We start from the raw sequence: 24,928 nt of genomic DNA, 5'->3' as shown, positions 1-24,928 counted from the left end.
GTGGCTGCTCCCGTTGCTGCACCAGCGGCAGACCTTTGAGCCGTGACATTAGCAACTGTTGCTACAGTATTAGCTTCGGTAGCAGCTGTGTTCGCTGCCCTCCTAGCTGTATTCGCTGCGCTGGCCACGGTATTTTCCGCTGTAGCTGCCGTGTTCGCAGTATTGCTTGCGGTATTAGCAGTTCTCGCAGCTGTATTAGCATTGGTTGCTATTGTATTAGCTTCGGTACTAGCGGCTCTCCCACCTACAATAGCATTGTCGCTCATGGCACTCGCCACTTTCTGAGAAGCCTTGAGCTCTATTTCCTTCTTTCTATTGTCAAGAAGTGACTGGAAAAACTACGTGTTGCCAGTAGCATTGTAGGCAGCCTTGTACATCTCGTATGTCTTCATGGCTACCTATATTTTTTCAACAGCCTTATAGAAAGCCAAGACTGCTACTGTTACCCCAGCTATCTTAGTACCGGTCTCTCCCCATTTATCCCCTATTTTCTGTGTACCTACAATGATGTCATCTATCTTGTCAGCGAGCCACTTGAGGGCATCCAAGCCACCTGCGTTTACACCAATGTCAAATATGATGTTTTGTGCATCCGCTTTGATGGAATTGATTTTTCTCTGTAAGGTGTCCATCTGCACTTCAACCTGCTGGTCGATGAATAAGCCAGGCTTGCCTTCCATGAGATTATCATTAGGGTTGTTAATGAGTTTCATCATGCGGAGCAATTCTTTATAATTGCCCAGCATTGCTGATACTTTTGAATACTGGTATTTACCACCAGACAGCGTAGTCAGCAGTCCTCTGGTATCTTTTGCCGTATTGTTCATGAGCAGGGATACATCGAGAATAATGTCCTCCATGGAGCGCATGGATTTCGTGCCATCCTCGCTTACATTATACAACTCTATTCCCCATTCCTTCAAGGCTTTCAGGGATTTATTTGACTGCATGGAAACCATCATGGACTTGATTGCCTGACCGATTTCATTACCGCTTCGTGCAGTCTGCCGTACACCTGTAGCAACAAGGGCATTGAAGAACTCGAATGACACGCCTGCATTTGCAGCGGCAGTACCAGCAATTTCAATTGCCTGCCCAATGTCCTGAGCCGATGCAGCACCGGCATGAGCTGTGATAGTCCATGCTTCCAGTATACGATTGGTATTGATGAGAAGCTGGTTTGTGTCCTCTGTCTGCAAGTTCCACTGGGATAATGCTGCCTCCAATCCCTTGAATGCATTCTCCATATCGAAGGCATCGGCTACTGCCATCTTCGCTGCCTGTGAAGTAATCAGGTTTGTATTGCGAATACCAACGCCCTTTTCTTCGACACCGTTTGAGTCGATAGGGTTCTTGCCATACATACGACCGATAGACTTGGCTGCATCCATGGTCTCCTCAACGCCAACGCCGTTCTTTTTGGCAATCTCCATAAGATCAAATGCTTCTTTAAACGCATTGCCTCCCTCGTTCTTTTCGATTTCCGTGATAACCTGCCTGATACCAGCGAGGCTATACTCCAGTTCTTTCCACTGATTCATTACCTCAGCAGGAATAGCAAAGATAGTTCCAATGAACAGTCCGCTTGTCATCCAGGAAAGATGATTGTGAATCTTATTATTAAGGCTTTCCATCGTCTTATTGGTGTCGTTGACAACACGCTGATAACGCTGGGCCTCCCTGTTAAGCTTCCTCATCTCTGCTGTGGTAAGCGTAAGGTTCTTCAGGTTATTCTTGCTTGGGTCCTGGAGCCATGCATTGTACTGGGCCTGTTGCATTCCGCTGAGATGCGATAAGCCCTGGGACACGGTTGCCACATTATCCGTGCTCCATGCTTTCACATTGCGGTCAACGATTGCAGAGTTCACATCGCGAGCAGTAGTTCCAGCAGCTTCAATGTCAGACAGCTGAAGCTTGCTACGCTCACCGCCCAGTTCCTCGTATTTCTTGCGCAATGCTTCGAGTTTCCTGATTGCAGTATCAATCTGCTTCTGGGAAAGAAGTGTGCCGTAGGTCATCAGGGCATTCTGCTTCTCAAGTTCAGCGTTGTATCTTTCCTGAATAGCATTTAAATTCTGCTGCTTCCGTGCAGCTTCATCTATACCAGTCGAAGGTCTCACATAGCTTGCCTTGTACTCCTCCGGAGTCTTGGTCAGCACGCGACCATCGTACATGCCGCCCATGGAGCCAATTTTTTCTACGGCTCTCACGAGATACTGATACATATTTGTATATGCCTTTGGAGTGACGTTGTCAAGCATATCAAACTTCTGCCAACGCTCTGCAAGTCTCTTTTCTACCTCGGCTATTGCCTTGGCGTTAATGTCAGCAGGGTTTGCGTATGCCCTATGAATATCATTCTCATACCTCATCAAAAGAGCGTTCCTGGTATTCTTATCAACTCCCTGGAGTATCTCAGCAATCCTGCTACTGCGGTTTGCCAAGTAGTATTCAGAGCGACCAGTGCCATTTATCGCATCGCGCCTTACCTCTTTTATGAGGCTCTTGAACTCGCTCATGGCACTCCGCATTTCACCCTTGAGCCTCTTGCTTATCTCAGCGCCGGACTTTGCAGCATCGATATTCTGCTGTGTCAATACCTGCGGATAATTTGCATTGAAGGCAGCTTGCTGTGCAGGAGAACCAAGTGCTCCGCCAAAGCTCTTCTGAATGATTGACCTTGCTTCCAATTCTTTCTGCTTCAACTTGTCGATATTATCAGGGATAATTCCTGTTTTCCTGATGCGTACAAGGATGGCTTCGATACGCTCGTATGTTTTAAGGGCTTCCTTCAATTCCTTATTGTCAGTCTTGAGTTTATCCTGCTGGTTCCAAGGCTTAACGTATTCCTTGAATCCTGCGATGCCATTGTACTTCGCGCTTGCCGTGCCACCCATGGACATGATGCTATTGATAAGCTCGGCCTCCCTGTCACTCTTCCTCAGCCAGGAATCCATGGCAATCTTCTTGCCGGAAAGCTGGGAGATGGTAATGTCATTCTGAAGCTTTGCAAGTTTATCCTTCAATGCCTGGAGCCTATTGGTTTCCTGGGTCATAAGCTTTGCCGTGCGGTCACTGTACTCCTTCTGCTCTTTGGTAGCCTGAGCTTCCTGAGCTAATCTACGCTTGCGAGCTTTTTCCTCTGCCTTTTCCTGTTCCTTTGTTTGAGCGAATCTTTCCTGAACAAGAAGTTTTGCCGTGCGGTCGCTGTATTCCTTCTGCTCTTTGGCAGCCTGAGCTTCCTTGGCTAACTCTCTCTTACGAGCTTCTTCTTTTGCCTTCGCAATTGCAGTATTATTCTTTTGCCATTCCTTGAGATTTCTACGAAGCTGTCTTTTGGTTGCAGCAAGTTCCTCATCAGTAATCTTGTTTTCCTGCTTAACACGCTCGTTCATCTGATTGCGGAGCTATTCAGAGAATCTTTTAGACTCCTGTTCTCTCAAGCGAATATACTCGTCAATAAGGTTTGTCCCAGGTCTGGTACTGTTCAGCTTGACCGCTTCGTTTTTCCGTTCAAGTGCATTGCGCTCATTTGCCAGCCATGCCAAATCCTCGGCGCTCGGTTGCCATCCGCCTTGCATCGCTGCACTCTGGAGGTTCCTTACGCTCTTGAGCCTTGCGCCTACAGTGGATTTACTCTGCGATATACCATCAGAAAACTGATTTATCTTGAGCATAGTAAGGAGCTCATCGTAGTCCATCTCCTTCTTGGCTTTCCCCTTAGCCTTCTTTGGAGTATCCTCTGTAACAGCAGCTGTTTTTTCTTTAGGCTTCTTACCTTTTACTGTAACGGTTATGTCCTTGAGCTTGTGGAGCTCATCAACGCACTCCTTTATAGTAGAAATGAACTGCTGTGTGTCAGCATTGACCTTTATGGATACGGGTTTTATGGTATCAAGTATTTCCTGTATGCGTGCGGTTTCGTCCTTAAAGAACTTCGAGTCAACTGTAACAGGAACCTTTACCGTAGGAAGCTGTGAGCCAACGTTCTTAACTTCGTCATGGAACCCCTTTGCATCAACTCCGATACCCACCTTTATCTTAGGAAGTTTCTCGCCAACATCTTTGATTTCATCACGGAATTTCTGTCGTTCAATCTTGAGCTGAGTGGAAATCTTTGGAGAAGCGATTTTACCCACCTGCTCCTTGAACATATTTTTATCAATTGAGATAGGCAATTTAATGGTAGGACAGTTCTGCTCAAGAACCTTTATATCATCATAGAGTTTCTTAAAATCAATCTGCAACCTAGATGCCTACTGTAATGCCTGGACCCTATTGAGCAACAAGTCAATAACACTGAGACTAGTTTCATTCACTGTAACACCAATTGCAATAGGATTGTGCCTGTATGCATAATCAACGAAATCCTTGAACTTGTTATAGCCAGGTTCAACACCGCTCGCATCAATATTCAAACGAATATCCTTTATTTCTTTGGCTTTAATTTTAGCAGCCTCAACGGATTTAATGAACTCGCTTGTGTCAAGTCCAGCCTTGAGTATCATATGTGGTAAGCTATTGGTGTACTTCTGGATTTTCTGAAGCTCCTCACGATATTTCTCAAAGTCAATAGCAATAGGGAGAACAGTTTTTATCTTTGCAAGCTCTGTGTTAAGTTTTGCTGCATCGAACTCTATATTTGGCTTGAGCTCTTTGCACTTTGCCATGCAAGCATCTATCGCCTCTATGAACGGCTTTGTGTTCGCATTTACGGTGATAGCCACGTCCTTCATAGACTGCAATCTGGCAATCACGGAGTCAACTGCCTTAATGATAGGCTCAGTGTTCGCTGTAATCCTAATGCTAAATGCTTCCAGGGATGCCAAGGCTTTACGTAACTCAGCAATTTTCTCGTTGACCTGACGGGCATCAGCGGTAACAGGTACGATACCATTTGCTTTTGCGGTCTGCTGGAACTCCCTCATTTTTGCAAGGAACTTTTCATAGGTTCCGCCAGTAAAATCATCTGATACCGGAGAAATCTTGTAACGCTTTTCCCTCAGGGAGTCAAGCATGGACAAATAGTTATTCCTGATTTCATTCCAATGCTCCTTGGTAGGCGTGATACCACGTTCCATCATGGAAGTAAGCTCTTTGCGCATGGAATTGTAACCGGATGCCTCGCGGAGATAATTGTCATAAGCTGCATTTGTAGCTTCCTTGTCACCGCTTTTTGCATAGAACCTTGGAAGCTGTATGCCATAGCCATTAGTTGACAGGGTTGCATTCAGTTTATCCAATTTTTCCAGGCGATGCTCGTATGGCCTTTTAGCTACAAGGTTATTCATATCGTTAAGCTGCTTCAAGAGAGCTTCACGCTGCTTCAGGGCTTTCTGGATTTCATCGTTCTCCTGCTTCACCTGCACTACAAGATTGCTCTTCTCAGGCGGTACAGGAGAAGCCGATGAAGGTGCTATCGTATTCATTGAAACAGCAGTCGTAGCAGCAGCGTTCTTTATCTGCTCTACGCTTTTAACGACTTCCATAATAGCCTGGCGCAAAGCCTCGCTTACCTTATGCAGTGCATCGAGATTTACTGAGGTCTTAGTTGCGCCCTCGCCATATAACATCTTGTCCCAGTCAATAATTTTATTAGGATAGATTGGTAAAAGATCAAGCATTCTAGGATTATCCTTGTATTGCTTTGCCAGTGGAGCGAACAAAGAGCTGTTACCCCCTGCTTCACGTATATTACCTATTGCCTCTTTTATTGTCGGTTTAATAGACTCAAAGTTCTTATCGTCAAGCGTAGCAACCTGTTTGAAAATGTTTTCCATCCCTGCAATATGAGTATCTTTGAAATACTTTTGGAACACTTTATCCATGTTGCGCTCCTTTAATATTCTAAGGGAGTCTCCTATATCCGCGGATGCAGGTGCGTGGTCTACTATAGCTCTATACTCAGAAATAAACCTTGCAAATCTCTCTGGATTCATGAGGTCGGCAGTATCTTTGTATGAATCTACAAGCTAAAAGAATTTTTTTCTCACCTCTTCCAGCTTGGCCGGGTCAGACCAGTCATACTCAGAATACTTCTTATTCATCTGATGGGCAATTGCATTCTTCACATTTTCGTTCTATGTCTTCAGAACGAGATCTTCAGATTGACCGGCGAAATTCTGGAAATTCGTGTGATAGCTTTCCCTCATAAATTCACTCTGGTTCTTGCGAGCCCTAGTTATACCGCGGTCAACTCTAGCCCACGCCTCCATACCCAGCGTAGATGCCTTGGTCATGGCAGTCTGCAACTCAGTCATGCCCTGGTTAATCTTTGCTATATCAGTCTCTGAAAGTTCAAGCTTGAGTTTGCCACCCTCCATTGCTGACTTCTTGATGTCATCAATAGATTTACGTGCCTCTTTGAGTGCGCTGTTCGCCTGCTTAATAACACTGCCAATGTTTACGGAGAAGTCAATTCCTTTATCGGCTAAATTCTTGAGCTTCTGGATTTCTTCTTTCAGATGCCTAACCTAGTTAAATGCGCTCGTTGTGCTTATGGATATATCCAATCCAAGTTTTGGCTTATCGTTTTCTGTGGCCATATTACATCCCTCCCATAAGTTTTCTAATGGCAGCATCGCCTTCCAGTGGCTTTACCTCGCCCTTCATCTCGCGTTCCAATGCTTCCGCATTCTCATTCATACCTTCCAATAAATCTTCCATCTGATTGATTCGGAGATTGCCTATATCCTCCATTGTCATGCTAGTGTTCTGGACAATGGAGGCAAATAGGTTTCTCCATTCAGTCTTTTCCTTTACATCGCTTTTTTTTTGAACTGGGAAAGCCCAAGGAAAGTATTGATAATCTCCTTAGCGATTGCCATGTCCAACCATTCCTCTATCTGCTCACGGCTCTCGCGATAATCCAAGGCGCATTCAATAATCTCCAGCAGGTCATCCTTGAAGCCGTTGTTATAGTCAATGTTACCATCCTTATCCTTGACTACCTCGCCATCCTCGCTTACAGGAGCCAGAAGGTACATGGTCAAAAAGTCAGGATTGTATTTCTCTGTAAAAGAGGTTACAATCTGTAAGTCCTTGAAGCGCACGGAAAATACCTTGTGCTTCTTGTTGTTCCTGTCAATAACAGTTTCATACATAGAAATAGTGTTTGTTTCCATAGTAATCCCTCCGATTAAAATGTTACGCAAAGAAATGTACCGGCGCAATCAGCTGCAAAGTCACCGCCATCCCAGTGGTCATCCACAAAGGCTTCCTTAGCTGCGCCGATAGCCAGCGTGGTCACGCCAGCCCAGAACTTATTCATGCCAGCATTGCGATGCAACTGGTCGCAAATGACATACTAAATGCCAAAGTGGGCAAACCTGTCCACGCCAATGTTATTCCCATCGCTTGCACTGCATACGCCATTAAAGCTCAGTAACATTATTACCATCAATAATATTTTCTTCATATAAATCCCTCCAATAAAAAAGCAGCAATTACTGCTCGGTTATTTATGTTCACAGGAGTTTTATGCTGGTTGTCAGCCTCGGTATCTGCCTTGTGGCATGGGTATCATTAAGTCCCCCATGTGGACTACAGCTTCCATGAAACTGTAAATATAGGATGGATTTACCCTGTTCCATCATCAGCGCAACTTTCTCCTGTGTTATAGTTCACCATAATAATTACTCATAGCTGTAATACAGTAGCTATAAAAAAATAACGGGGAGAGCAGTCAGCCCTCCCCTTTCATTCTCACAGCTTAGTGATAGTAATGGTTGCAAAGTCATCCCTGCCATCGCCTGGGTCAAGAATCTTGACAGTCAAGGTAGGAGTGCTTGCGGAATCACGTGCGGTCTCAATAGCCAGCTCACCGTTTGCACGGACACGACGGGCATAGATGTCAATCTGATACTTGTTGCCATCTGCATCCTCGGTGGTGAACATCCAAGTGAACTCGGATACCTCTGGCATAGCGTTCTTCAGCATCTCAGCTGCCACGGATGCGGAGCTGTCAGCACGGAACCATACGTTGTACTCGCCCTCATCCAGAGTTACGTTAGTGCCAACGGTAATCGCACCGGTAGCGGAAATTGCAACAACATCATCGCCAGCATCGGTTGCTACAGGTACGCTCTTACCATCAGGACCTACCATCGCAATAACCTCAACACCAGTTACAGGAACGGAATCATCGGTCAGCTTGGAGCTGTCCTTGGTAATCTTTACCATGTAGTTGCGCTTGTTGCCAGTAGTGCTGGTCTTGGTACCCTGTGCAATATCAACCTGGGAAAGCTTGAAGTCAGCGTTGGTAATCTCAACGGTGCCTTCCTTCTGAGTCAGGTAGGTGTACAGAGGGAACAGGGAGTCACCACCGTATACATCCTCGGAGGAGGTGGTAACATTCAGCTTCATGGACTGAGCAGTGGTGAACTCAAGAATCTTGCCCTATACGGTCTTGAGTACGCCCTTACCGATACCATGGAGCAATACTGGGGTGTTCAAAATGTTTGCTACGTTAGCCATATATACATCATCCTTTCTTATGTGGAAATCAGAGGAGTAAATTCTAATCTGTATTTATACACTGCATGTACACCGCTTTGCTGTTGTCCTTCGTTGCGAACCCTCTCATTAAAATGCTCATGCATTGTGTCTACGATTATCTTTCGTATCGCAGGGACAGCCTCGCGTGTCGGCGCATATATGTCAATGTACAAGTAGCCAAGATTAGCAAAGTCATTATAAGTCGTCCAAGCTTCATAAAAATACATTGCGATAAATGGAAGCTTGTCTGCATCATAACCCTCCGCTGATACATCCTCTTGCCTTATCTTCAATGAGTAATCCTCATCTTCGCTTATGTTAAGCAGGTCCCTTAGTTCTTCATTTTCTGCACACAGGAACCAAAGTGTGTCTACATACTCAAATGCATTCATTTAAATCCTAATTCCTCAAACACGTTTTCAGCGTATTCCTTTATCTCCTCGTTAGCTTGCTTGCAGAAGCCATGCAATGTCCAATCAGGAGCTTTAGACCTGTCGGGGAATATCCGAGGCTTCTCTCGCACAAAGTCATATTCAAACAAGTTGGTAACATAGGCTCTACCTGGATGAGAGAGCTTGGGCCTCTTTAGTACCCCATGCTTATTAGGTTTTTCTAAGTCGAACACAGCTTTAGCATCGGATGTATGCTATTTACCATCGAGGTCGGTGTAAGTACCCGGTCGAGAGTAAATCGTAAACAATCCTATGATTTGCTGTCTCCAGCCAATGTTGCTTTCGGCAAGTTGTTCTTTCTTCGTCATGAGCCTCATGAGCCCATTCTTATCCATTACACGATTGCTCTTAATCGGTGTACTGATAAGCTTTGGATAGCTCATTTCGTATTCCTGAACAACATCCCCCCTCTTGCGTCTAACAGTGATTTTGTTTTTACGCTTAGAAGGCCTATTGGCATATAGCTGGTAAACTTTTCGCATTGGGTTTCTCGCAGGATTACCAGTGTATTGCCTGAATATTTTTGTCTTATGGAACGATGTTGGTAAAGTATAATTCGTTTTCTCGAATGTGCCAGTGCCTTTACCCTTGCCATACTCGAATGTCCATACTCTCTGACCATAGGCAGCTAATGATAACTTTGCCTTACCCATAGTGGAAGAAACCTCTGATTCAAAATGAATTTCACCACGATCTTTCTTGTACTGCTTTGCGGTCTTGTTCATCTTATGGTAAAATTCCTTCTTCTTTGCACGGGCAAACTTGCGAAGGCATCTCTCCATTCTTTTCTAAAGCCTCTCATTCATTTCCTGGCATCCTCCGAAACCTGTATTACCCAAACATCACGGTATTTTTCTTTGGTGATACCGTCAATTTGGAATACACCATCTTCACTCTTGATGCGCTGCATATCCTTTATTCTGTCGTCAGGCTGCACAAAGAATTTCTTTACAACCTTTGGAAGATAACCGGCATCATAGAACTGATTGTATGCTGATTGGTCTTCGCAGTACGAAGGAACATTCTTGAGAACAAGCTCTTCCTTCAAGCCAACCTTGCGATGATGGTCATCCAGCTTGTTGCTAATCTGGTAAATATCAATAAAGGAATTGATACGCTTGCCCTGCATGGATACGCAGTCAGCTCCAATCTGCTTTGCAACGATGATAAACTGGTCTTGCAACTCATGGTCGATGCGTTTTATGAGGTCGCCATTTGCAATCTTCGTCCCAAGAGGAACAATGACGTTCTTGTGGTCAGAGATTGTGTATGGGTTCTGAGTTTTACCTCTGCGCAGCATGAGCCCTTCCTCGATGAAGCCACGCTCACACTGTAATCGCTCAAGTCTATCTGAGTAAAATTCAAGTACACTGCTCATCGTATCTCAACTCCTCTAAGCATAACCTTTATTTCTTCTGTGAACACGCCTTCGTCTGACAGAGTAACCTTTATGTCGTAGTCATCACGTTGCTTCCACCGCATGACACCGCCCATCTGCTTGATATTGCAAGCAAGGATGCCACACGCCCTCTTGAGCTGTTCAGGGATTACATTGTAGCCACTGTGATAAACAATGTTTATGTTCTATGGAACCTGCCTGAACATCAGCTCACGAGGCATGGTAAACGTGAAGTACAACGAAAGGTCATCGTCAAAGTCGATGCAATCCACCGGGAGTTCCAATTTCTGTTCACCGAAAATACTGCGAGCCTTGGCTGTGATTTTATCAATGCAGATGCGAGGGAAATGATTAAGCTTGCCACGGTATTCCCCACGGCGTTGCTTCAGCTCCACACGCTCCACATGCTGAACCGGGAGAAAGCTAGTACCTTTGTACGCATCAATCAAAGTTGTCGCTGCTTCCACATGCTCCATGGTCACGCCACGGACAAGACCGCAGTAGATTGGTATCTCGCTTTCCTTTATGTAACTCATTTCAATAATCCTTTTGCCATATCAGGATTACCCAGGATAACCTTGCCACCATGGACAGGGACAAGTGTACCATTCACCATGATGTGCGTGAAGTCCTTGTACTGCTCAAGCAGTTCATACTCCTGAGTAACGATGTTTTCCTTTTCTGCAACCTTAGTGGTTGCCTTAGTAGTTCTTGCCATATCAATTCTCCTTCATAAGATAAACAGGAGGCTTAGTAGCCCCCTGCTTATGCAGTTACCTCATAGGTCATGATGAAGTGTGCACCGGTGTGTGCGCCGTGAACAATGTAGTTCGCAAAGTCCATGACAAACTTGTCAGTCAGCAGACGGTCATTGGCCAGCGGATTGTCAGGGTTGGCAATCTCGTAGGTCTGAGGACCATCATTGAACATGTACAGCTTATCAATCATGGAAGTGTTCAGAGCAACAATGGAGTGAGTGGTCTTGCCACTACCGGTAACCGGCTTGATGAACGGAGTCAATACGATTGGCAGCTTGCCCATCGGAGTGTAGAACGCTGGCACGGAAATACCAGGGATAATCTCCATGTCAACCGGCTTGGAATAGATGTCCCTGTTCTGCTCCTGCTTCATGATGATGTCATAGGTTGCAGGGTTCATGCAGATAACATCAGGGTAGTTGGTGTAATCCAGGCGAGTCATCAAGGAAGTAATCTTGGTGGTCAGGGCATCTGCAATGTTTGCGCCGGAAACGATGGCAGTCTTGTCAGTAATCTGGCTCAGTACACCGCAGTACACAAGGTCGTTCTCAGTGGTACCAGCGAGGGTGCCAGTGCCATTCCAAAAATCATTTGCAGTCTTACGGGAGAAGTCAACGAACATATCGTTGTAGTCCTTCGCAATCAGGTCTTCCATAACGCCATAGGTCTCCTCCAACTTCTTGTCGAAGAAGTCATAACGGATACCAGTGATATAGCAACGGGCAAATGCCTGCTTCCAGTTATCACGGTCGTAGTTGGCGTTCAGGGTAGTCGGACGATAAGAAGGGGTCTCCTTAGTGCCAAAGCCAGCGCGCGGGTCAACGGCCTTAGTATTCTCAGGAATTGCCTTCTGCTCATTCCATACATGCGGATAGCCAAGTGCCTGGACATGGTTCACCTTGAAGTCAATCGCAAAATCACGCTTCAGGTAATCCTTCAGCACGTGGTCGTAATCACCAATAATCATTACGTGCCCCTGGTTTACGTAGTTAATCGGGCTCTCAGATGCTCTATAAAGCTTTCTATTGTACATAGTTTATCAACCTTCTTTCTTAATGTTCAGACGGGCAATGGCACGCAGCTTCTCCATGGCTGACATGGAAGATGCATTAATCTGTTTAATCCTCTCAGCCTTGTCGCTCGGTGCATCCAGGTTAGGATTTGCCTGTGCCTTCTGACCAGCCTTTGGCTCAGGGATGCTTGGCTTTTCGATGGAAGCCTTCAGTGCCTCAACGGTAGCCTTCAGGTCAGCAATAGTCTGCTCAGTCTCATCGGAAGCCTTCACCGGTTCCTCCGGCTCATCAGCTGGTACCTCCGGCTCCTCTGGTTCAGCCTGTGCTTTCGTCAGGTTATTCACAGTCTCGCTAATGGCAGCCACAGATTCTACCAAGCCATTAACAGTCTCCTCAAGGGAAACCCGAATCTGTTCTGCGGTCTCTGCTACGGAAGCCTTTACCTGCTCCGCAATCTCATTCTTCATCTTTTCATCCATATTATTATCACTCCTCATCGCTGCAATCTTATCGATGAACGTCTGGGAAAACGCTGCCACATTGCTCCATAGCATTGCACAGCCAACGCCCTCAAATTCATCAATGTATTGGATATTATTCTTGTCATCGTTGTGTACCTTGGTCGGGTACATCTCAACGCTAAAACCTAATGAGTCCATCGTATTGACGGTAAGCTCTGCCAGCCACGGGTACTTTTCTTTCCACATGACAATCTCTGCCATGATGTTGTCATCCTGTGCTTTGCATTTGCGAACAAAGCCAATGATGGTATCTCCATGCCCGGACAGGACTTCCTCTGGCGCGTAACATTCGTCAGCACCATCGCCCCATATGCCAGCAGGGAGCACGCAGTTGACAGGCATACCAACGAAGCTCTTACCACATGCATCAACAGATTCCTGTGTGAAGCATACGTTGTAGCCACCTGAACCGCACGGCGCGCCAGTGCTTGGCTCACCGATTTTGGCGATGCATCCATTGATAATCATCAGGTTCTTTTCTTTGGATAGGGTTACATTACTAAGTGATGCCTTGATTTTCTCCATTTATCTCACCACCTTTCATGTATCCTTTTTGGTATCGCTGGTGTCTTTTACATTGCCAACCCCATTGAATCCCCCAGCTAATCCGTTGTCCACATTAATCTTCACGGTTTTCTCCGGATAGGTCAAGGAAGCATAAGGACTGTCGCTCTGAGGATAGCCCATATTGTCACGGAACTCGTTCTCAGTAATGGCACCGCGATAGTATTCATCAATCAATCGTTTGGACTTTATGGTCTTCTGCTGTTCGGATTCCTCGTATACCAATCGGAATTTAAGGATGCCTCCCCAGCCAAGTGCGCCAATGACATACGTGTTAATCAAGTCCTCATACATGGAAGCATAAGGCTTAATCAATTCCTGCATCACTGTATTCTCCTGGTCTTCACCGGTGCTTCTGTCATTAGCAATCATCAACCCAAGTTTTTCAGGTGGCAGTCCAAAAGCCACACCGATAATCGCAGTCAGCTTGTCCTGCCAGTTGAGATAACTGGATTCACCGAAGCTCGACCGTATCTGCTTGGTTTCAATTTCTGTACCGTTGATAATCGGTATCTTGCCAGTACCTTCAATTTCTTCATTGAAATACTGGATGAATCTCTCACGCTCATCATTGGACACATCCTTCAGGTCAATCAGATAATCCGCTGTGCCGTTTGTGGCTTTGGAATTGCTCTGGTCAACTGCTGACAGATAGTAATCAATGTACCTGTAGGCGGTCATGACAGGGCTCAGTCCATAAGGCTGATAAGTGAAATACTCACGCTGAAGATACGCAACCTCCTTGGCTGTAAAGTATTTCATACCATCCGCTTGCTGCTGGCAATACCTTGCAGCATCCGGATCTGAATAGCAACACGGAGTTAGATGCTGAATGGTGCTCCCATCAATCGGATAAAGGAACAATGGATGGCTCGCATCCTCTGACCTCGCGATTTCCACAGTCATGGCATCGAGTACCAGCGCATCATCAAGTATTCTCTTGATGAACGAGTCTTTACTGTCAATCACGTTTGGATGTTCGATGATATTCTTTAGCACTGCAATCTGCCTTGTGCATTTCCCTCGCCCACCGATTACATCAATGCGGTAATCCTGTCTGGCAAGGGCATCCTGTACAATCATGATTGCCTTGCGCACAATAGGCTCTCGTGAGAAATTCCGTAGCTGCCTCACGGTAGGGTTCTTTGGCAAAACAGATTTCGTTTTGACATTCTGTGGCAGCCGTGTCCCATACCTGTCCGTTGGAAGCAGTTTCATCAACGGTGGCGTGATTACACTTGCCAAATACTTTCTTACACTGTTAAACAATTTCTCACCTCATTCCTATCGCTTTCTTGAGGAAGTCAAAAGTTCCACCGTGCTTCGGAGATGCCCCTGCACTACTGAAGCCAAACGATGTTTTGTTTGTACTCAGCATCGGAGCCAACGCTGACTCCAAGCAGTCGGGAGCATCATCATGTCCCTTTGGATAATTCCTTAGCTGTGAAAGCAATATCTTCTGACTTGCCTTGAATTTTATGTAACCATTCTTTATGTGCGGTACCAGACTCTCTATACGACTGCTCTTGCTGTCCCCTGACTTACGATAGACTTCTATCCAGTCAAGGTATATTCCAGCATTAACCATATCTCGCTTCAAGGTACTGCTAAAGAATGCTTGCATCTGATTGGTCTCCACGACAATGCTAGGCTTGTACTTGTAGTACCTAGCGATTATCTCCTTGGCATCTTCAATAATCTTATCAGGGGTGCGCTTCTGTACATCGGCTTCCAGTACATAGAAGTAGTTATCCATGCCACGCCCCACAGCAACAATGGCACTATAGTCATTCTTGCGCTTCGCTGATACCGCCGGGTCAATGGCAATGCACATCTCCCGAATGTCAGGCGCATCGACATAATAGTTATCCTCAAGCCACTTGGTCTTAAAGACTCTTGTGTTCTCGGTCTGTGGGTCATTCATGTACTCGCTGGCAAAGCTTTCCTCATCGGCTATCCTGCGTTCCATGAGATACCTGTACATATCAGGTCGCTGGTCTGGCCAGAGGACTTCCGTGCCCTCAAGCATTTCTTCCTTGTGCTCATTGTAAAATGCCACCGCATCGTCATACGCATGGTCGCCACGCTCCAGGTCTGTAATGATGGTTTCCCATTCGTCCCACAATGGGCTCCTGGAAAATTCAATTACCGCCTGAAACCTCTTGCGTGTCCATGAGCTGTAGCCAGCATTGGTCAGCATGTGGTACAAAAGGCTTTCATATGAAAGCACTGTGCCAATGTAAATGAAGTCAGCACTGATGCTGCCCATAGGAAGAACATCTGAGTTAAACCATTTCTCAAGGTCACGTGTTTGCGCAGGACTTGCCACCTGCTCAGGAGTTTCCAAGTCATCAAGGATAACGATGTCCGGTCGTGTTCCATTAAAGTTCAGTCCTCGCATCTGCTGTCCTGCCGAACGACCAGTGACAAACACTTTGTTCTGCGTAAGAAGCTCCGTGTTATTCCATAGGTCATCGCTGGTTAGGTCACCGAAATCCTGTCGCAATCGCTGGTTTGTCTCAAGGGCTGTCCTGATATTCAGTAGGAACTGCTTTGATACCGTGCCAGTAGCCGAGACAATAACGATGAACTTCTTGTAGTTATACACTATCAGCCAAAGTACATACCCAAAGGATATGAGTGTTGACTTTGCATGACCACGAGGCGATGCTACCACTGTTCTCGTTTCATCATCCCTATGGTCAAAGGTTATGCTCACCAGCTTGTCAATCAGCCAGTCATGGAACTTGTGGCTCCAGGGCTATCCAAAGCTATCCGCCAGATAATACTCGCAGAACAGCTTGAAGTCATGGGCGCACTTGTCTTTCATGGAGCCGACTTCTGCATCCCTGCGAAGCTTGTTGCCAAAGATTTCTCTCATGATGTTCTCTGCCAATTCACTTCACCTCATACTTCTCCATGTGTTCTATTATCTTCTTGTGCCGTGCCTTTGAGTAGAATGGCTGCTTTGGGAACCATTTCTCAAAGTCGGTCGTGTATTTCTATCGGTTGCATTGCTGACAGGCAGGAATAATGTTTCCTATCAAGTCAACTTTCTCAGGGTGGTCTTTGGACAGCGCGGATTGTGAAATGATATGTTCGGCAATCAATGGCGTTCCCTCAGCTCCGCAATAAGCACATCGACCGCCGAACTCATTAACAATCTTTGTCCATTCAGTTTTGTTCCCGAAGACACCATGCTTTGACACTGGCTTGCCTCGGTTAGAATATGTAATCGTATGTGTTTCCAGCCCAATCACAAGCTCCTCAATGGTACTGAGTCCAACATGATTCAACAGCCAATCCTTGACTGTAATGTTTATCATGTTGCTATAAGGAACATTCACGCCAGCGTAAGAACCAATATCATCATAGAAGTCCCTTATGCGCTCACGGTGCGTTGCTTCCTTCCATCGAGCTGCCAGGTGGTCAAAGAAATGATGGGGAGCTATGTACTCCCTCAGTATGCCTGAGTCCTTCAATTGCTTTCGCAGGTCAGATATGGCATCAAGAGACTTCTGCACCTTCCCTTCGAGACCGTGCTGTCTGATGACGGATTCCATGGCGTTGAACTGATTCAGGAATTTCATTTTCCACTCAAGGGCTTTAGCTCCCGTGAACCCCATGACCAGTATGGCAAACCCATCGCGGTTCATGAGGTACTCCGTGTACTTCTGTCCATTCTGCTTATTGATATATGTAGTCTTGTAGAACATTCCTTGGGTATCCTCAATTTTGAGGAGACCCCTTATGTCTCGCAAAACATTGTCATGCCTTTTTTCAAAGGCTGTTGCCACGACACGGCTGGATGTCACGGCTTCTCTATCGTCTATCGTTGTAACCAAGTCATTCATCGTGCTCTATGCTCAAATATTTCTTTCTTGGCTGCCCTGTAGTCATCCCTGTCCTTCACATGTCTGCGCAGATCCTTGCCCTTTTTCACATGGCGAGGTCTGCGATTCTTTTCTTCCATGCTCATGCGTCAGTAGCCGCGGAAGAAAACTTCTTCACAATGGAATTCACAATCTCAAGGTCATCTTCGCAGAGCGTGGAAGACTTGCTGTCAGCCTCAGCCTTCTCCTTGATGTACTTGAGCTCCAGGGATGTAAAGTCATTCGTGTAGTCACTCGTGTTAATCTCAAGCTCACGAGGGGTTTCCAGCTTGTGCCATGCCCCATCAACGAAAAACTCGGTTACGGACACGGTAAAGGAGCCGGTGCCAGTGCTGGCAACAGAACCAGTGAGTTTTACAGAATCATTTGCATTAATCATAGTCATTCTCCTTTTGCATGTTTATGGTGGCTCGTCTAGGATTTGAACCCAGGTCTTCTGATTAAAAGTCAGATGCTCTACCAACTAAGCTAACGAACCATGTGATACATGAGTAAGGGCGAACCTCATGTAGCCGTTTTGCAACCCATACTCTGAATGGATTACCATTCGTGATTCATGACTCACATGCCCTCTTATGCTTTAGTACTGCGCTTGCGGTTCCCCGGACAATGGGGATGCATGGCAGCTTATTGTTCTTATGGCGGAGCCAGTAGGATTTGAACCTACGGATGCGTGAACATCATCGGTTTTAGAGACCGCTGCAATAAACCACTCTGCCATGGCTCCATAGAAAAAGCCCTGCATTTGCAGAGCTTACTTTCTAATCAAAATTCTTCCTGTTATCATTGCCCATTTGAAGGCACCGGATTCCGTGGCAAGTTTCCAGCCAGCAAGGAATTCAAACCAGCCAATCTTGCCAGACAGCTTCCATGGCCCCCAGATAGGATTGAACCTATCGTATACCAGCGTACCATACTTGAATTTCCTGGTTGCAAGCAGGTTGCCAACACACCCATTGCCAAACCAGTAGAAGGCAAAGCCATAACCGTTATTACGGTACAGCCAAAGCACTCGACAGAAATACCGCTGGATGCGTTCCTTCAATGTGAATTCATTATTAATGCATTTGACAGCGCCTTTATCCCTGCCCAGGTGCTTGAGGTACTCAGGAGCCTCCCTGGTACTGACATAGTGCTTGTCAAAGTCGTACCTGAAAATCTTGGGAACAGTTTCCTTCACGAACCACTCCACATCCAATGAATCATCCCATGTCTGCCAGTAGAGCCATGAGCCATGAAGCTCACCACGCTCATCAGCGAACAGCGCTGCCAACCAATTTGTGAGATAGCACAATATGGAAAGCATCAGGTTCATCGGATAAAATATGAACCATAGCATACACATTCCTCCTCATACGTTGCTCGGTGCGATTGTCTTCAGTGCCTCGCAGAGAATCGGGTCGTCCCTCAGCTTGGCCTTGATTTCCTCATAATCCTCTTGAGGAAGCAGGACACTTATTTTAGCCATGATGATTTCGATTACCTTGGAAGCAGTTTCATATCTATAGACCTGCTCCTGCATCTCACCGATTTTCGCTGTGAGCTGCTGGATCTGAAAGCCCATCTTGGCTATGCCATCAACAATCTTGTTGTACTCAGAAATCTTTGTACCGCCAGGATTGCTATTGGCTTCATCGAGCCTGAGCTGCAACCCATCAAGTGCCTCGCGGTACATGGCTAACAGCTTGCAATTGATATTGTATGTATTGACGGCCTCAGTATCAGAAGTTGCTTCTATGGTTCCGCCCAGGCCATTATTGGCACACCAGCGAACCACGCTGTTATAAGAAAGGACATAGCCATTTGGTATGAGCTTATTGCTATTAATGTAATCAGCAATGGCTCTATAGCTTTTTCCTTTGAGTCTCATTTCCCTTACCATGCCAGTCAGATTGTATATCTGAATCATGCTCTTGCCTGGAGCTTCCATGTGAGGACTTGTCGCACTGCCCCTCCTTGGAGCTAATGGTTTTGGATTTGGATTTCCTCTTGCCATGATGTACCTCCTTTACATTGTTATTCAATGTAATACATAGTAAACAATGTAAACAATTAATGACATTGTTTGTAATTTAATGTAATTAATTGTAAACATTTGTATGTATGATATACATTGCATTTCTATAGAACTATAAAGAATATATAGTTCCATAAAGATACAATGTAGTATCTATAGGTAAGTAAGGTATTCATAGTATACATGTATGTCATAGTTATTCATGGTATATCATATACTCATGTTCTATGGAACTCCATAGTTCATATAGAGCTACATGGAATACTATCGTATTCTTAGTACGATATATCCCATAGAAGGTAAAGTCACTTCGTGACTTATTGTCCTATCGGACAATAACGTTATCCCAAGGGGGTGATGTCCCATGGTTAAGAACCATAGGTTATGAGTTACCCTCGAATACACTGTATACATAGTATACATATATATCATAGTAATACAATGTATATCTATGATAAGAACTATGGTTTAAACATTGACCCCCTGTAGTCCCCCACAGACGGTCGTATCCTCATTCCCTACTTTCTTCTCTTTTAAAGAAGCACTCCATGCCAATGACGGATTAATAGGGTTGCTCCCACTACTATCTCACAGCATAAGCTGCACTGTACTTCATGGGCGAGTTCTGAAAAAGCCATGAACAACATGAGTAAGAGTCGCAAGTCAAAGACTGGGAAATGCAACACTAACGATTCGCAAAGTTTTCCTCATGAGTCCATGTCCTTCTCAGCTCCTTTACAAAGAAGAGAAAAGGATAGAACGTAAAAACCTGTTCTACATATAATGTATTTAGCCCACAATAATATTCCATGTTTCCCAAAAAAATTTTCAAATTTTTAAAAATGAAACTTTAGTCCCATAAAAATATTGTTTCGCTTTGGTACAGAGCCTTGCACCCCTTGGTATTACTGGGGTTAGCAGAGTTTTTTCATTTGATGCCTGGGAATTACATAGTGTTTCGGTGGGTGAATGACAGTGAGAAGCGTTGATATTACTGGGCTTGAGGGGGATTTCATTTGAAAAATTGGTGGCCACGGGATATGAGGGTCATACCGCGCGAAGATAAATTTTTTTGCTATCATTGGTGAAAATTTTTGCACCCTGGGAGCCCTTGTGTGGCACGGGGTCCGGGGTCTATCCTTGATACCTGGCTTTATGGTTATAAAGCGATATTTTAATGTATACATAGGCGAAAATAGGATTTCATGATACCTTATATGCAAGCCTTGAGGCAAAAGCCAAGGGGCGATAGCACATTTACAATTATATATAATGAAAGGTGGTCTTTACCATGGCAAAAGGCAAGGCAAGTGTGGCAGATGTACAGGCATTGTTGGCAAGGCTGACAGATAGTATCTATGAGATGCAGGGGGCTCCAAAAACAGCGTTGACTATGGAATTTGGCGAGATACCCGAGGACAGCATACTTGTTAAAGATAATGAGTATACAGAAAATACTATTGCCAATACTTATATTGACATTGTAAGAGCGTACACCATGCAAGGCTATATCACTAAAACACAAATTGCTTATAGTGATACGGCTAAAAAAATTTATGTGAAAGCCTCGAAAAATGGGGCTTCCATATCCCATAATCCGCTAGGCAGTGGGGTTGGTGGTTATGCCGTTGATTTTACAACGTTTGACGGCGACACTATGAAAGCAGATATTATCACATGTGCTAATTTTATGTACGACAAGGACGGCTATTTTTATAAATTGTGTCTGTGATACCTGCAAGAGTGCTAGGGATTTTTCCCTAGCCTCTTTTTTTATGCGTGCAAATAGTGTCGCACAAAACTATGTCTCACAAGCATGGTGACTATACACTATGCTTTTTTACTATGCAATTGGAGGGCTACCATGAATATCAAAGACCTAACGCCAGGGCAAAAGCTCACTGTAAAAGGCATGTTCACACTCGTGTTCGTCAAGCACTATAGGGACCACGAGAAAAACGTCTCTATAGCCGTGTTTACATGTGGGGGCAAACGGCATATATCGTGGCTCATTGATACTCAGGGGCGAATTAACCTTGAGTTGCCGCCTATCCCTGCTACCATCAAGAGTACACCGGAATACAAGGGGAGCGATGGTGTCGCGGTATACGACACAAACAAGCTTCTCCACCGTAGCCATAAGAGGCACTACATAGGCGGTGGGCAAACGCCATCCTATGGCGAGTTGTGTGTAGGCGAGGTTGCCAGGGGTGCCATCACCTGGAACCGTAATTACTGGAGGAGGTGAAAAACAATGCTCAAAACAAAGTTACTCATAAGCACTCTCGTTGAGTACCATTTTAGTGGCCCTGAGTCACAGGAAGCCATTAGTTTGCTCAGGAAGCTCACTGAGCCACGTAGGTTTACTAAGGGGCGCACCAAAGGGCACCGGCGTCCACTGTATCGCAAGGAGCGTAAGGAAGCCGAGGTAATTCTTGATTTCGTTGAAACCATACTCAACCCTACTGTACCAAGGCGTATCCGTCTTTTTCTCAGTCTTCAGCTTGAAGCCAGGTATGGTAATTAATATTGCAAAGGAGTGGAATAGTTATGCCTAGTATACTTAAGATAAAGAGGTATCAGGTGGAGCTTCGCGGTTGCGGGGCACAAGCCACCTATGTATTCTATCGTAGAGGCACGGTTGCAGGGCAGCTCCCTGTGTATCACCTGCCATTCCGTGCAAGCAAGGCTACCATTATTGCCATGCTGACAGAGTTTGCGATGGGGTTATAGTATGTCATGGGCAAACAGAGGAGTCATGCGATTTACTTGTATGGCTCTTTTATTTTGCCCATGAATTGGCATGAGCAAGTATAAGTTTTGTGCTGTCCTATCGGCTTAAGGTATGTCGGTGTGCTCGATTTAGTACACTTGTACGACTTGTTACGGGGAGAAAGTTGAGGTTCATTATGACAAAAGTATTATGGTTTTCGCGCCACCTCATGCAGGTGGCACAGATGCAGGCTCTCATGGATAAGCTGGGTGACGTTGATATTACCCAGGTGAACAAGTCTATCCAGTCCGCCCAGGATATAGCCCAGGAAATTGAGGCGCATGACATTATTGCCGTGGTGGCTCCCCCGAATTTGCTTGCAGGCATCCTTCGGATTGCTGGGGATAAGCCTGTGATTACCGCGAAAATGGGGAGAACTATTCTCCCCGATGGCTCTGTGGAAATGCCGTTTGAGAAATGGGAGCGTGTGCTCCGCGTTGACATTGTAAAGGAGGATTTCTAATGTTTATTGACTGGACTCTCATAATATCAATTCTTGCCCTTGCGTTCTATGCTGCCTACTGTGCAGCATATGAAGAGTACCCCGATGATTTCGCGGAGTACATAGCTCTAGGGGTCATGGGGTGCGTTATCCTTCTAGGGTTACACACTGGGATAGCAACGAGTGCGTTGCTTATCATGGGGCTCTTGTTTATGTCAGCGGTATTAATCGTTGACGTATTCTAAGACTTTCCTGGGTTAAAAGCCTGTACAAAAAAAGGAAAATTTTTGGAGTTTCAAAGTTTTATTGGTTTTTACTTAGGAAAAAGGAAAAATTTGGTAAAGGAGAGAGAAAAATGGCGACTATATTTGTTCGTGAAATGCCTGTGGATGAACGCCCATCCACAAGGCTCAAGCATTTGGGGGCAGGGTTTCTGAGTAATGCAGAGCTCCTGTCTCTGCTTATCAAAGATACCAGCACCACTTCAGGTTACGAGGTAGCTCAGGAATTACTCAGGGAAGCAAATGGGCTCGCAGGGCTCAGGGATATTAATCTTGAATCCTTTCCTGGCATAGGGAAAGGGAAATCACTGGAGCTACTTGCTCTCCTGGAGCTCGCCAAGAGACTGGGGCAACAAAATAGGAATATCAAAATTATCACCTGTCCAGAGGATGCTGCGGATTACGCAGCTTCACGGCTGAAATATGAAAACAGGGAGCATTTTTGTATCATCCTGCTCAATGTAAAGAATCATATCTTGTCATGGGAAACTATCTCAATAGGTTCCCTGGATGCTTCCGTGGTACACCCACGGGAAGTCTTTAGGCCAGCGATAATCAAAGGAGCAGCCTCGATTATCCTGGTTCACAATCACCCAAGTGGTGACCCAACGCCTAGCAAAGAGGACCTTGAGGTTACCGCTCGCATGGTTCAGGTAGGAAAAATCATGAATATTTCCGTGCTCGACCACATTATCATCGGTGGAGACAGCTTTGTCTCCATGAAGGAGAAAGGAGCAATAAAATGATTAGCATGGAAGAGAAAATTGCTATGGCAGAGCAGAACATTCGCCTTGCCATGATAGATTACAACGAACATATCGATGTTGATGACCATATTCTCACAGACGAGCCTTTTTACGAACGGCTCGCGGAGGACAGTACCATGGCAAAGCAGGGACTCCGTGAGCTCTTCCGTAAGTCCCCATCGTGGGACGAGGAACTCGATGCGATTGTATTGAATGGCAATCGTACCCATGAGCCAGTTGTTGGGATGGTATATTCGGGAGTCGTTGACCTTCTTGTGAAGGCAAAGGTGGGAGAAGACATTCGCCTTAGTGAGATAGCTGAAATTGCAAGATTCTTTGCATGTCATGAAAACGAGCACTTGCCAGTATTACAGAGGGTCGCTCCAAACGCATGGAGGCCAGGAAAGAAATTATCCCGCGTACTCCATGGAGTATGTAAGAGCCTTGGAATCGTCAATGAGTCTAAAGGCTCATGGTTCCAGAAGAAGTTCGCAGAAGTGGCAGATGAAATGAATAGCAGAAAGCTGAGCTACAAGCTGTTCCTCAGCTTGAACCCAGCCCATTTTCTTACTATGAGCAACCCCCATGGAGATGACCGTGGACAGATGCTCACCTCATGCCACTCCCTGACATGCACTGAATATCAGTATAACAACGGATGTACTGGGTATGCCCGTGACCCGGTGACATTCATCGCATTTACCGTGGCGGACCCTAGCGACAAGGAAACGCTGAATAACCGCAAGACAACAAGACAGCTCTTCATGTATGAGCCTGGGAATGGCGTTTTGTGTCAGTCTCGCCTCTATACCACCAACGGAGGCACTGATACAGAGGTGGAAGAGTACAGGCTTTACCGTGACCTTGTCCAGAGGGAAATTGCTCTCCTTGAGGGCGAGGTAAATCTCTGGACCAAGAAAACAGTAAGCCAATGGGGGAGAACTTGGGTACATGAGCACGGATTATTCGGCGGATATGCTGACTGGTGGCATTTCAGTAATTTAGCAACAGTATCTGTACTCAAATCTCACATGGAAACAGCAAGTCCTTTCATTGCTGGCGAGGCAGGGCTTTGTCTCAAGTGTGGCGAGGAAATCGATAAGTACCTCTACTGCAACGATTGCCTGGAAGATATGGGTTATGACATTTGCTTTTGCTGTGGCGATGCTGTCCACCATGGAAATGGAAATGAAGTCCACGACCTGGAAACAGGTGAATCGGTGGTAGTTTGCGATGCTTGCTATGATTCAGAGGTTGTCGAATGTAATTGCTGTGAAAGAGATGTATTCAGTTCTCAGACGCAATGCCTATCCGGAATTGGCAGGGTATGCGATGAGTGCGCCGAGAACTATGAAAAATGCGACTGGTGCAGTAACTATGGTAACAAGGAAGAGACACATGATGCAATCGACCATGATGGTAGCAGTATAACAGTATGTGAATACTGTTATAACAGCAGATTCTCGGAATGCAAAGAATGTGACGATGCCTATCCGTTGAGCACTCTTAGGGATGGTCTTTGTCCTGAGTGTTTCCCACGGGTAAGCCGTGAAACTTTAGGGAGGGCATAAGT

At 45.5% G+C, this 24,928-nt stretch carries 28 protein-coding genes and 1 tRNA gene; 7 read left to right on the top strand and 22 right to left on the bottom strand.

Features of this window, described 5'->3' with window-relative positions; translation table 11 throughout:
* Positions 1-398: 398 nt before the first annotated feature.
* The 22 genes from FYJ84_RS04360 to FYJ84_RS04260 form a co-directional block, all read right to left on the bottom strand.
* Positions 399-3,395 (bottom strand): phage tail tape measure protein, encoded by a 2,997-nt coding sequence (locus FYJ84_RS04360; RefSeq protein ID WP_154406375.1) that lies wholly within the window; start codon positions 3,393-3,395, stop codon positions 399-401.
* A gap of 12 nt (positions 3,396-3,407) precedes the next feature.
* On the bottom strand, positions 3,408-4,247 hold the full coding sequence (locus FYJ84_RS04355; protein WP_154406374.1) for a hypothetical protein: 840 nt from the start codon (positions 4,245-4,247) through the stop codon (positions 3,408-3,410).
* A gap of 9 nt (positions 4,248-4,256) precedes the next feature.
* Positions 4,257-5,939: a hypothetical protein gene (locus FYJ84_RS04350; RefSeq protein WP_154406373.1), complete on the bottom strand. Its 1,683-nt coding sequence runs from the start codon at positions 5,937-5,939 to the stop codon at positions 4,257-4,259.
* 141 nt (positions 5,940-6,080) lie between these two features.
* The gene (locus FYJ84_RS04345) at positions 6,081-6,323 is read right to left on the bottom strand and encodes a hypothetical protein (protein WP_154406372.1); all 243 of its coding nucleotides are present in this window, start codon (positions 6,321-6,323) and stop codon (positions 6,081-6,083) included.
* Between the two features lie 435 nt (positions 6,324-6,758).
* Positions 6,759-7,124, bottom strand: a complete 366-nt coding sequence (locus tag FYJ84_RS04335) for a hypothetical protein (RefSeq protein ID WP_154406370.1) — start codon at positions 7,122-7,124, stop codon at positions 6,759-6,761.
* 14 nt (positions 7,125-7,138) lie between these two features.
* Entirely contained in the window at positions 7,139-7,270 is a 132-nt protein-coding gene (locus FYJ84_RS14790) for a hypothetical protein (protein WP_268878685.1), read from the bottom strand.
* Positions 7,271-7,704: 434 nt separating this feature from the next.
* Positions 7,705-8,364 carry a hypothetical protein gene (locus FYJ84_RS04330; protein ID WP_235901342.1) on the bottom strand — a complete coding sequence of 220 codons (660 nt, stop codon included), beginning with the start codon at positions 8,362-8,364 and terminating at the stop codon, positions 7,705-7,707.
* A 128-nt stretch (positions 8,365-8,492) separates the two neighbouring features.
* Positions 8,493-8,888 carry a hypothetical protein gene (locus tag FYJ84_RS04325; RefSeq protein ID WP_154406369.1) on the bottom strand — a complete coding sequence of 132 codons (396 nt, stop codon included), beginning with the start codon at positions 8,886-8,888 and terminating at the stop codon, positions 8,493-8,495.
* A 254-nt stretch (positions 8,889-9,142) separates the two neighbouring features.
* Positions 9,143-9,673 carry a hypothetical protein gene (locus tag FYJ84_RS04320; RefSeq protein ID WP_154406368.1) on the bottom strand — a complete coding sequence of 177 codons (531 nt, stop codon included), beginning with the start codon at positions 9,671-9,673 and terminating at the stop codon, positions 9,143-9,145.
* Positions 9,674-9,750: 77 nt separating this feature from the next.
* Entirely contained in the window at positions 9,751-10,326 is a 576-nt protein-coding gene (locus FYJ84_RS04315; RefSeq protein WP_154406367.1) for a hypothetical protein, read from the bottom strand.
* Positions 10,327-10,532: 206 nt separating this feature from the next.
* Complete coding sequence (locus tag FYJ84_RS14615) at positions 10,533-10,883, bottom strand: hypothetical protein (protein ID WP_235901341.1); 351 nt, start codon at positions 10,881-10,883, stop codon at positions 10,533-10,535.
* Positions 10,880-11,065: a hypothetical protein gene (locus tag FYJ84_RS04305; RefSeq protein WP_154406366.1), complete on the bottom strand. Its 186-nt coding sequence runs from the start codon at positions 11,063-11,065 to the stop codon at positions 10,880-10,882. The genes FYJ84_RS14615 and FYJ84_RS04305 overlap by 4 nt, the downstream gene beginning before the upstream one ends.
* A gap of 47 nt (positions 11,066-11,112) precedes the next feature.
* A complete protein-coding gene (locus FYJ84_RS04300) occupies positions 11,113-12,072 on the bottom strand; it encodes an SU10 major capsid protein (protein WP_235901340.1) in 960 nt (319 codons plus the stop codon).
* Between the two features lie 72 nt (positions 12,073-12,144).
* Positions 12,145-13,164: a hypothetical protein gene (locus FYJ84_RS04295; protein ID WP_154406364.1), complete on the bottom strand. Its 1,020-nt coding sequence runs from the start codon at positions 13,162-13,164 to the stop codon at positions 12,145-12,147.
* Between the two features lie 15 nt (positions 13,165-13,179).
* The gene (locus FYJ84_RS04290; RefSeq protein WP_154406363.1) at positions 13,180-14,472 is read right to left on the bottom strand and encodes a phage portal protein; all 1,293 of its coding nucleotides are present in this window, start codon (positions 14,470-14,472) and stop codon (positions 13,180-13,182) included.
* Positions 14,473-14,476: 4 nt separating this feature from the next.
* Positions 14,477-15,922, bottom strand: a complete 1,446-nt coding sequence (gene terL / locus FYJ84_RS14885; protein WP_328596327.1) for a phage terminase large subunit — start codon at positions 15,920-15,922, stop codon at positions 14,477-14,479.
* 42 nt (positions 15,923-15,964) lie between these two features.
* On the bottom strand, positions 15,965-16,099 hold the full coding sequence (locus FYJ84_RS14785) for a hypothetical protein (protein ID WP_268878684.1): 135 nt from the start codon (positions 16,097-16,099) through the stop codon (positions 15,965-15,967).
* A 106-nt stretch (positions 16,100-16,205) separates the two neighbouring features.
* On the bottom strand, positions 16,206-17,057 hold the full coding sequence (locus FYJ84_RS04280; RefSeq protein ID WP_154406362.1) for a Rha family transcriptional regulator: 852 nt from the start codon (positions 17,055-17,057) through the stop codon (positions 16,206-16,208).
* Between the two features lie 121 nt (positions 17,058-17,178).
* Positions 17,179-17,475: a hypothetical protein gene (locus FYJ84_RS04275; RefSeq protein WP_154406361.1), complete on the bottom strand. Its 297-nt coding sequence runs from the start codon at positions 17,473-17,475 to the stop codon at positions 17,179-17,181.
* Positions 17,476-17,499: 24 nt separating this feature from the next.
* Positions 17,500-17,574: transfer RNA gene (locus tag FYJ84_RS04270), tRNA-Lys, on the bottom strand.
* Between the two features lie 276 nt (positions 17,575-17,850).
* Positions 17,851-18,435, bottom strand: a complete 585-nt coding sequence (locus FYJ84_RS04265; RefSeq protein WP_154406360.1) for a DUF7338 family protein — start codon at positions 18,433-18,435, stop codon at positions 17,851-17,853.
* 12 nt (positions 18,436-18,447) lie between these two features.
* Complete coding sequence (locus FYJ84_RS04260) at positions 18,448-19,092, bottom strand: hypothetical protein (protein ID WP_154406359.1); 645 nt, start codon at positions 19,090-19,092, stop codon at positions 18,448-18,450.
* Between the two features lie 1,312 nt (positions 19,093-20,404).
* On the opposite strand from FYJ84_RS04260, the gene FYJ84_RS04255 reads away from it, so the two are divergent.
* The 7 genes from FYJ84_RS04255 (at position 20,405) to FYJ84_RS04225 (ending at position 24,926) form a co-directional block, all read left to right on the top strand.
* Positions 20,405-20,845, top strand: coding sequence for a hypothetical protein (locus tag FYJ84_RS04255; protein ID WP_154406358.1), 441 nt, complete (start codon positions 20,405-20,407; stop codon positions 20,843-20,845).
* A 132-nt stretch (positions 20,846-20,977) separates the two neighbouring features.
* Positions 20,978-21,361, top strand: coding sequence for a hypothetical protein (locus FYJ84_RS04250; RefSeq protein WP_154406357.1), 384 nt, complete (start codon positions 20,978-20,980; stop codon positions 21,359-21,361).
* A 302-nt stretch (positions 21,362-21,663) separates the two neighbouring features.
* Positions 21,664-21,846, top strand: a complete 183-nt coding sequence (locus FYJ84_RS04245) for a hypothetical protein (protein WP_154406356.1) — start codon at positions 21,664-21,666, stop codon at positions 21,844-21,846.
* 176 nt (positions 21,847-22,022) lie between these two features.
* Positions 22,023-22,349: a hypothetical protein gene (locus FYJ84_RS04240; RefSeq protein WP_154406355.1), complete on the top strand. Its 327-nt coding sequence runs from the start codon at positions 22,023-22,025 to the stop codon at positions 22,347-22,349.
* The gene (locus tag FYJ84_RS04235) at positions 22,349-22,573 is read left to right on the top strand and encodes a hypothetical protein (RefSeq protein ID WP_154406354.1); all 225 of its coding nucleotides are present in this window, start codon (positions 22,349-22,351) and stop codon (positions 22,571-22,573) included. The genes FYJ84_RS04240 and FYJ84_RS04235 overlap by 1 nt, the downstream gene beginning before the upstream one ends.
* Positions 22,574-22,683: 110 nt before the next feature.
* Positions 22,684-23,355: a RadC family protein gene (gene radC / locus FYJ84_RS04230; protein ID WP_154406353.1), complete on the top strand. Its 672-nt coding sequence runs from the start codon at positions 22,684-22,686 to the stop codon at positions 23,353-23,355.
* Positions 23,352-24,926 (top strand): hypothetical protein, encoded by a 1,575-nt coding sequence (locus FYJ84_RS04225; RefSeq protein ID WP_154406352.1) that lies wholly within the window; start codon positions 23,352-23,354, stop codon positions 24,924-24,926. The genes radC and FYJ84_RS04225 overlap by 4 nt, the downstream gene beginning before the upstream one ends.
* The last annotated feature ends 2 nt before the right edge of the window (positions 24,927-24,928 follow it).

The organism is Anaerovibrio slackiae, assembly GCF_009695585.1.
In the GTDB taxonomy this organism is placed as follows: domain Bacteria; phylum Bacillota; class Negativicutes; order Selenomonadales; family Selenomonadaceae; genus Anaerovibrio; species Anaerovibrio slackiae.
Note: the sequence above shows the minus strand (reverse complement) of the source record. Positions and strands in the feature narration are given on the sequence as shown.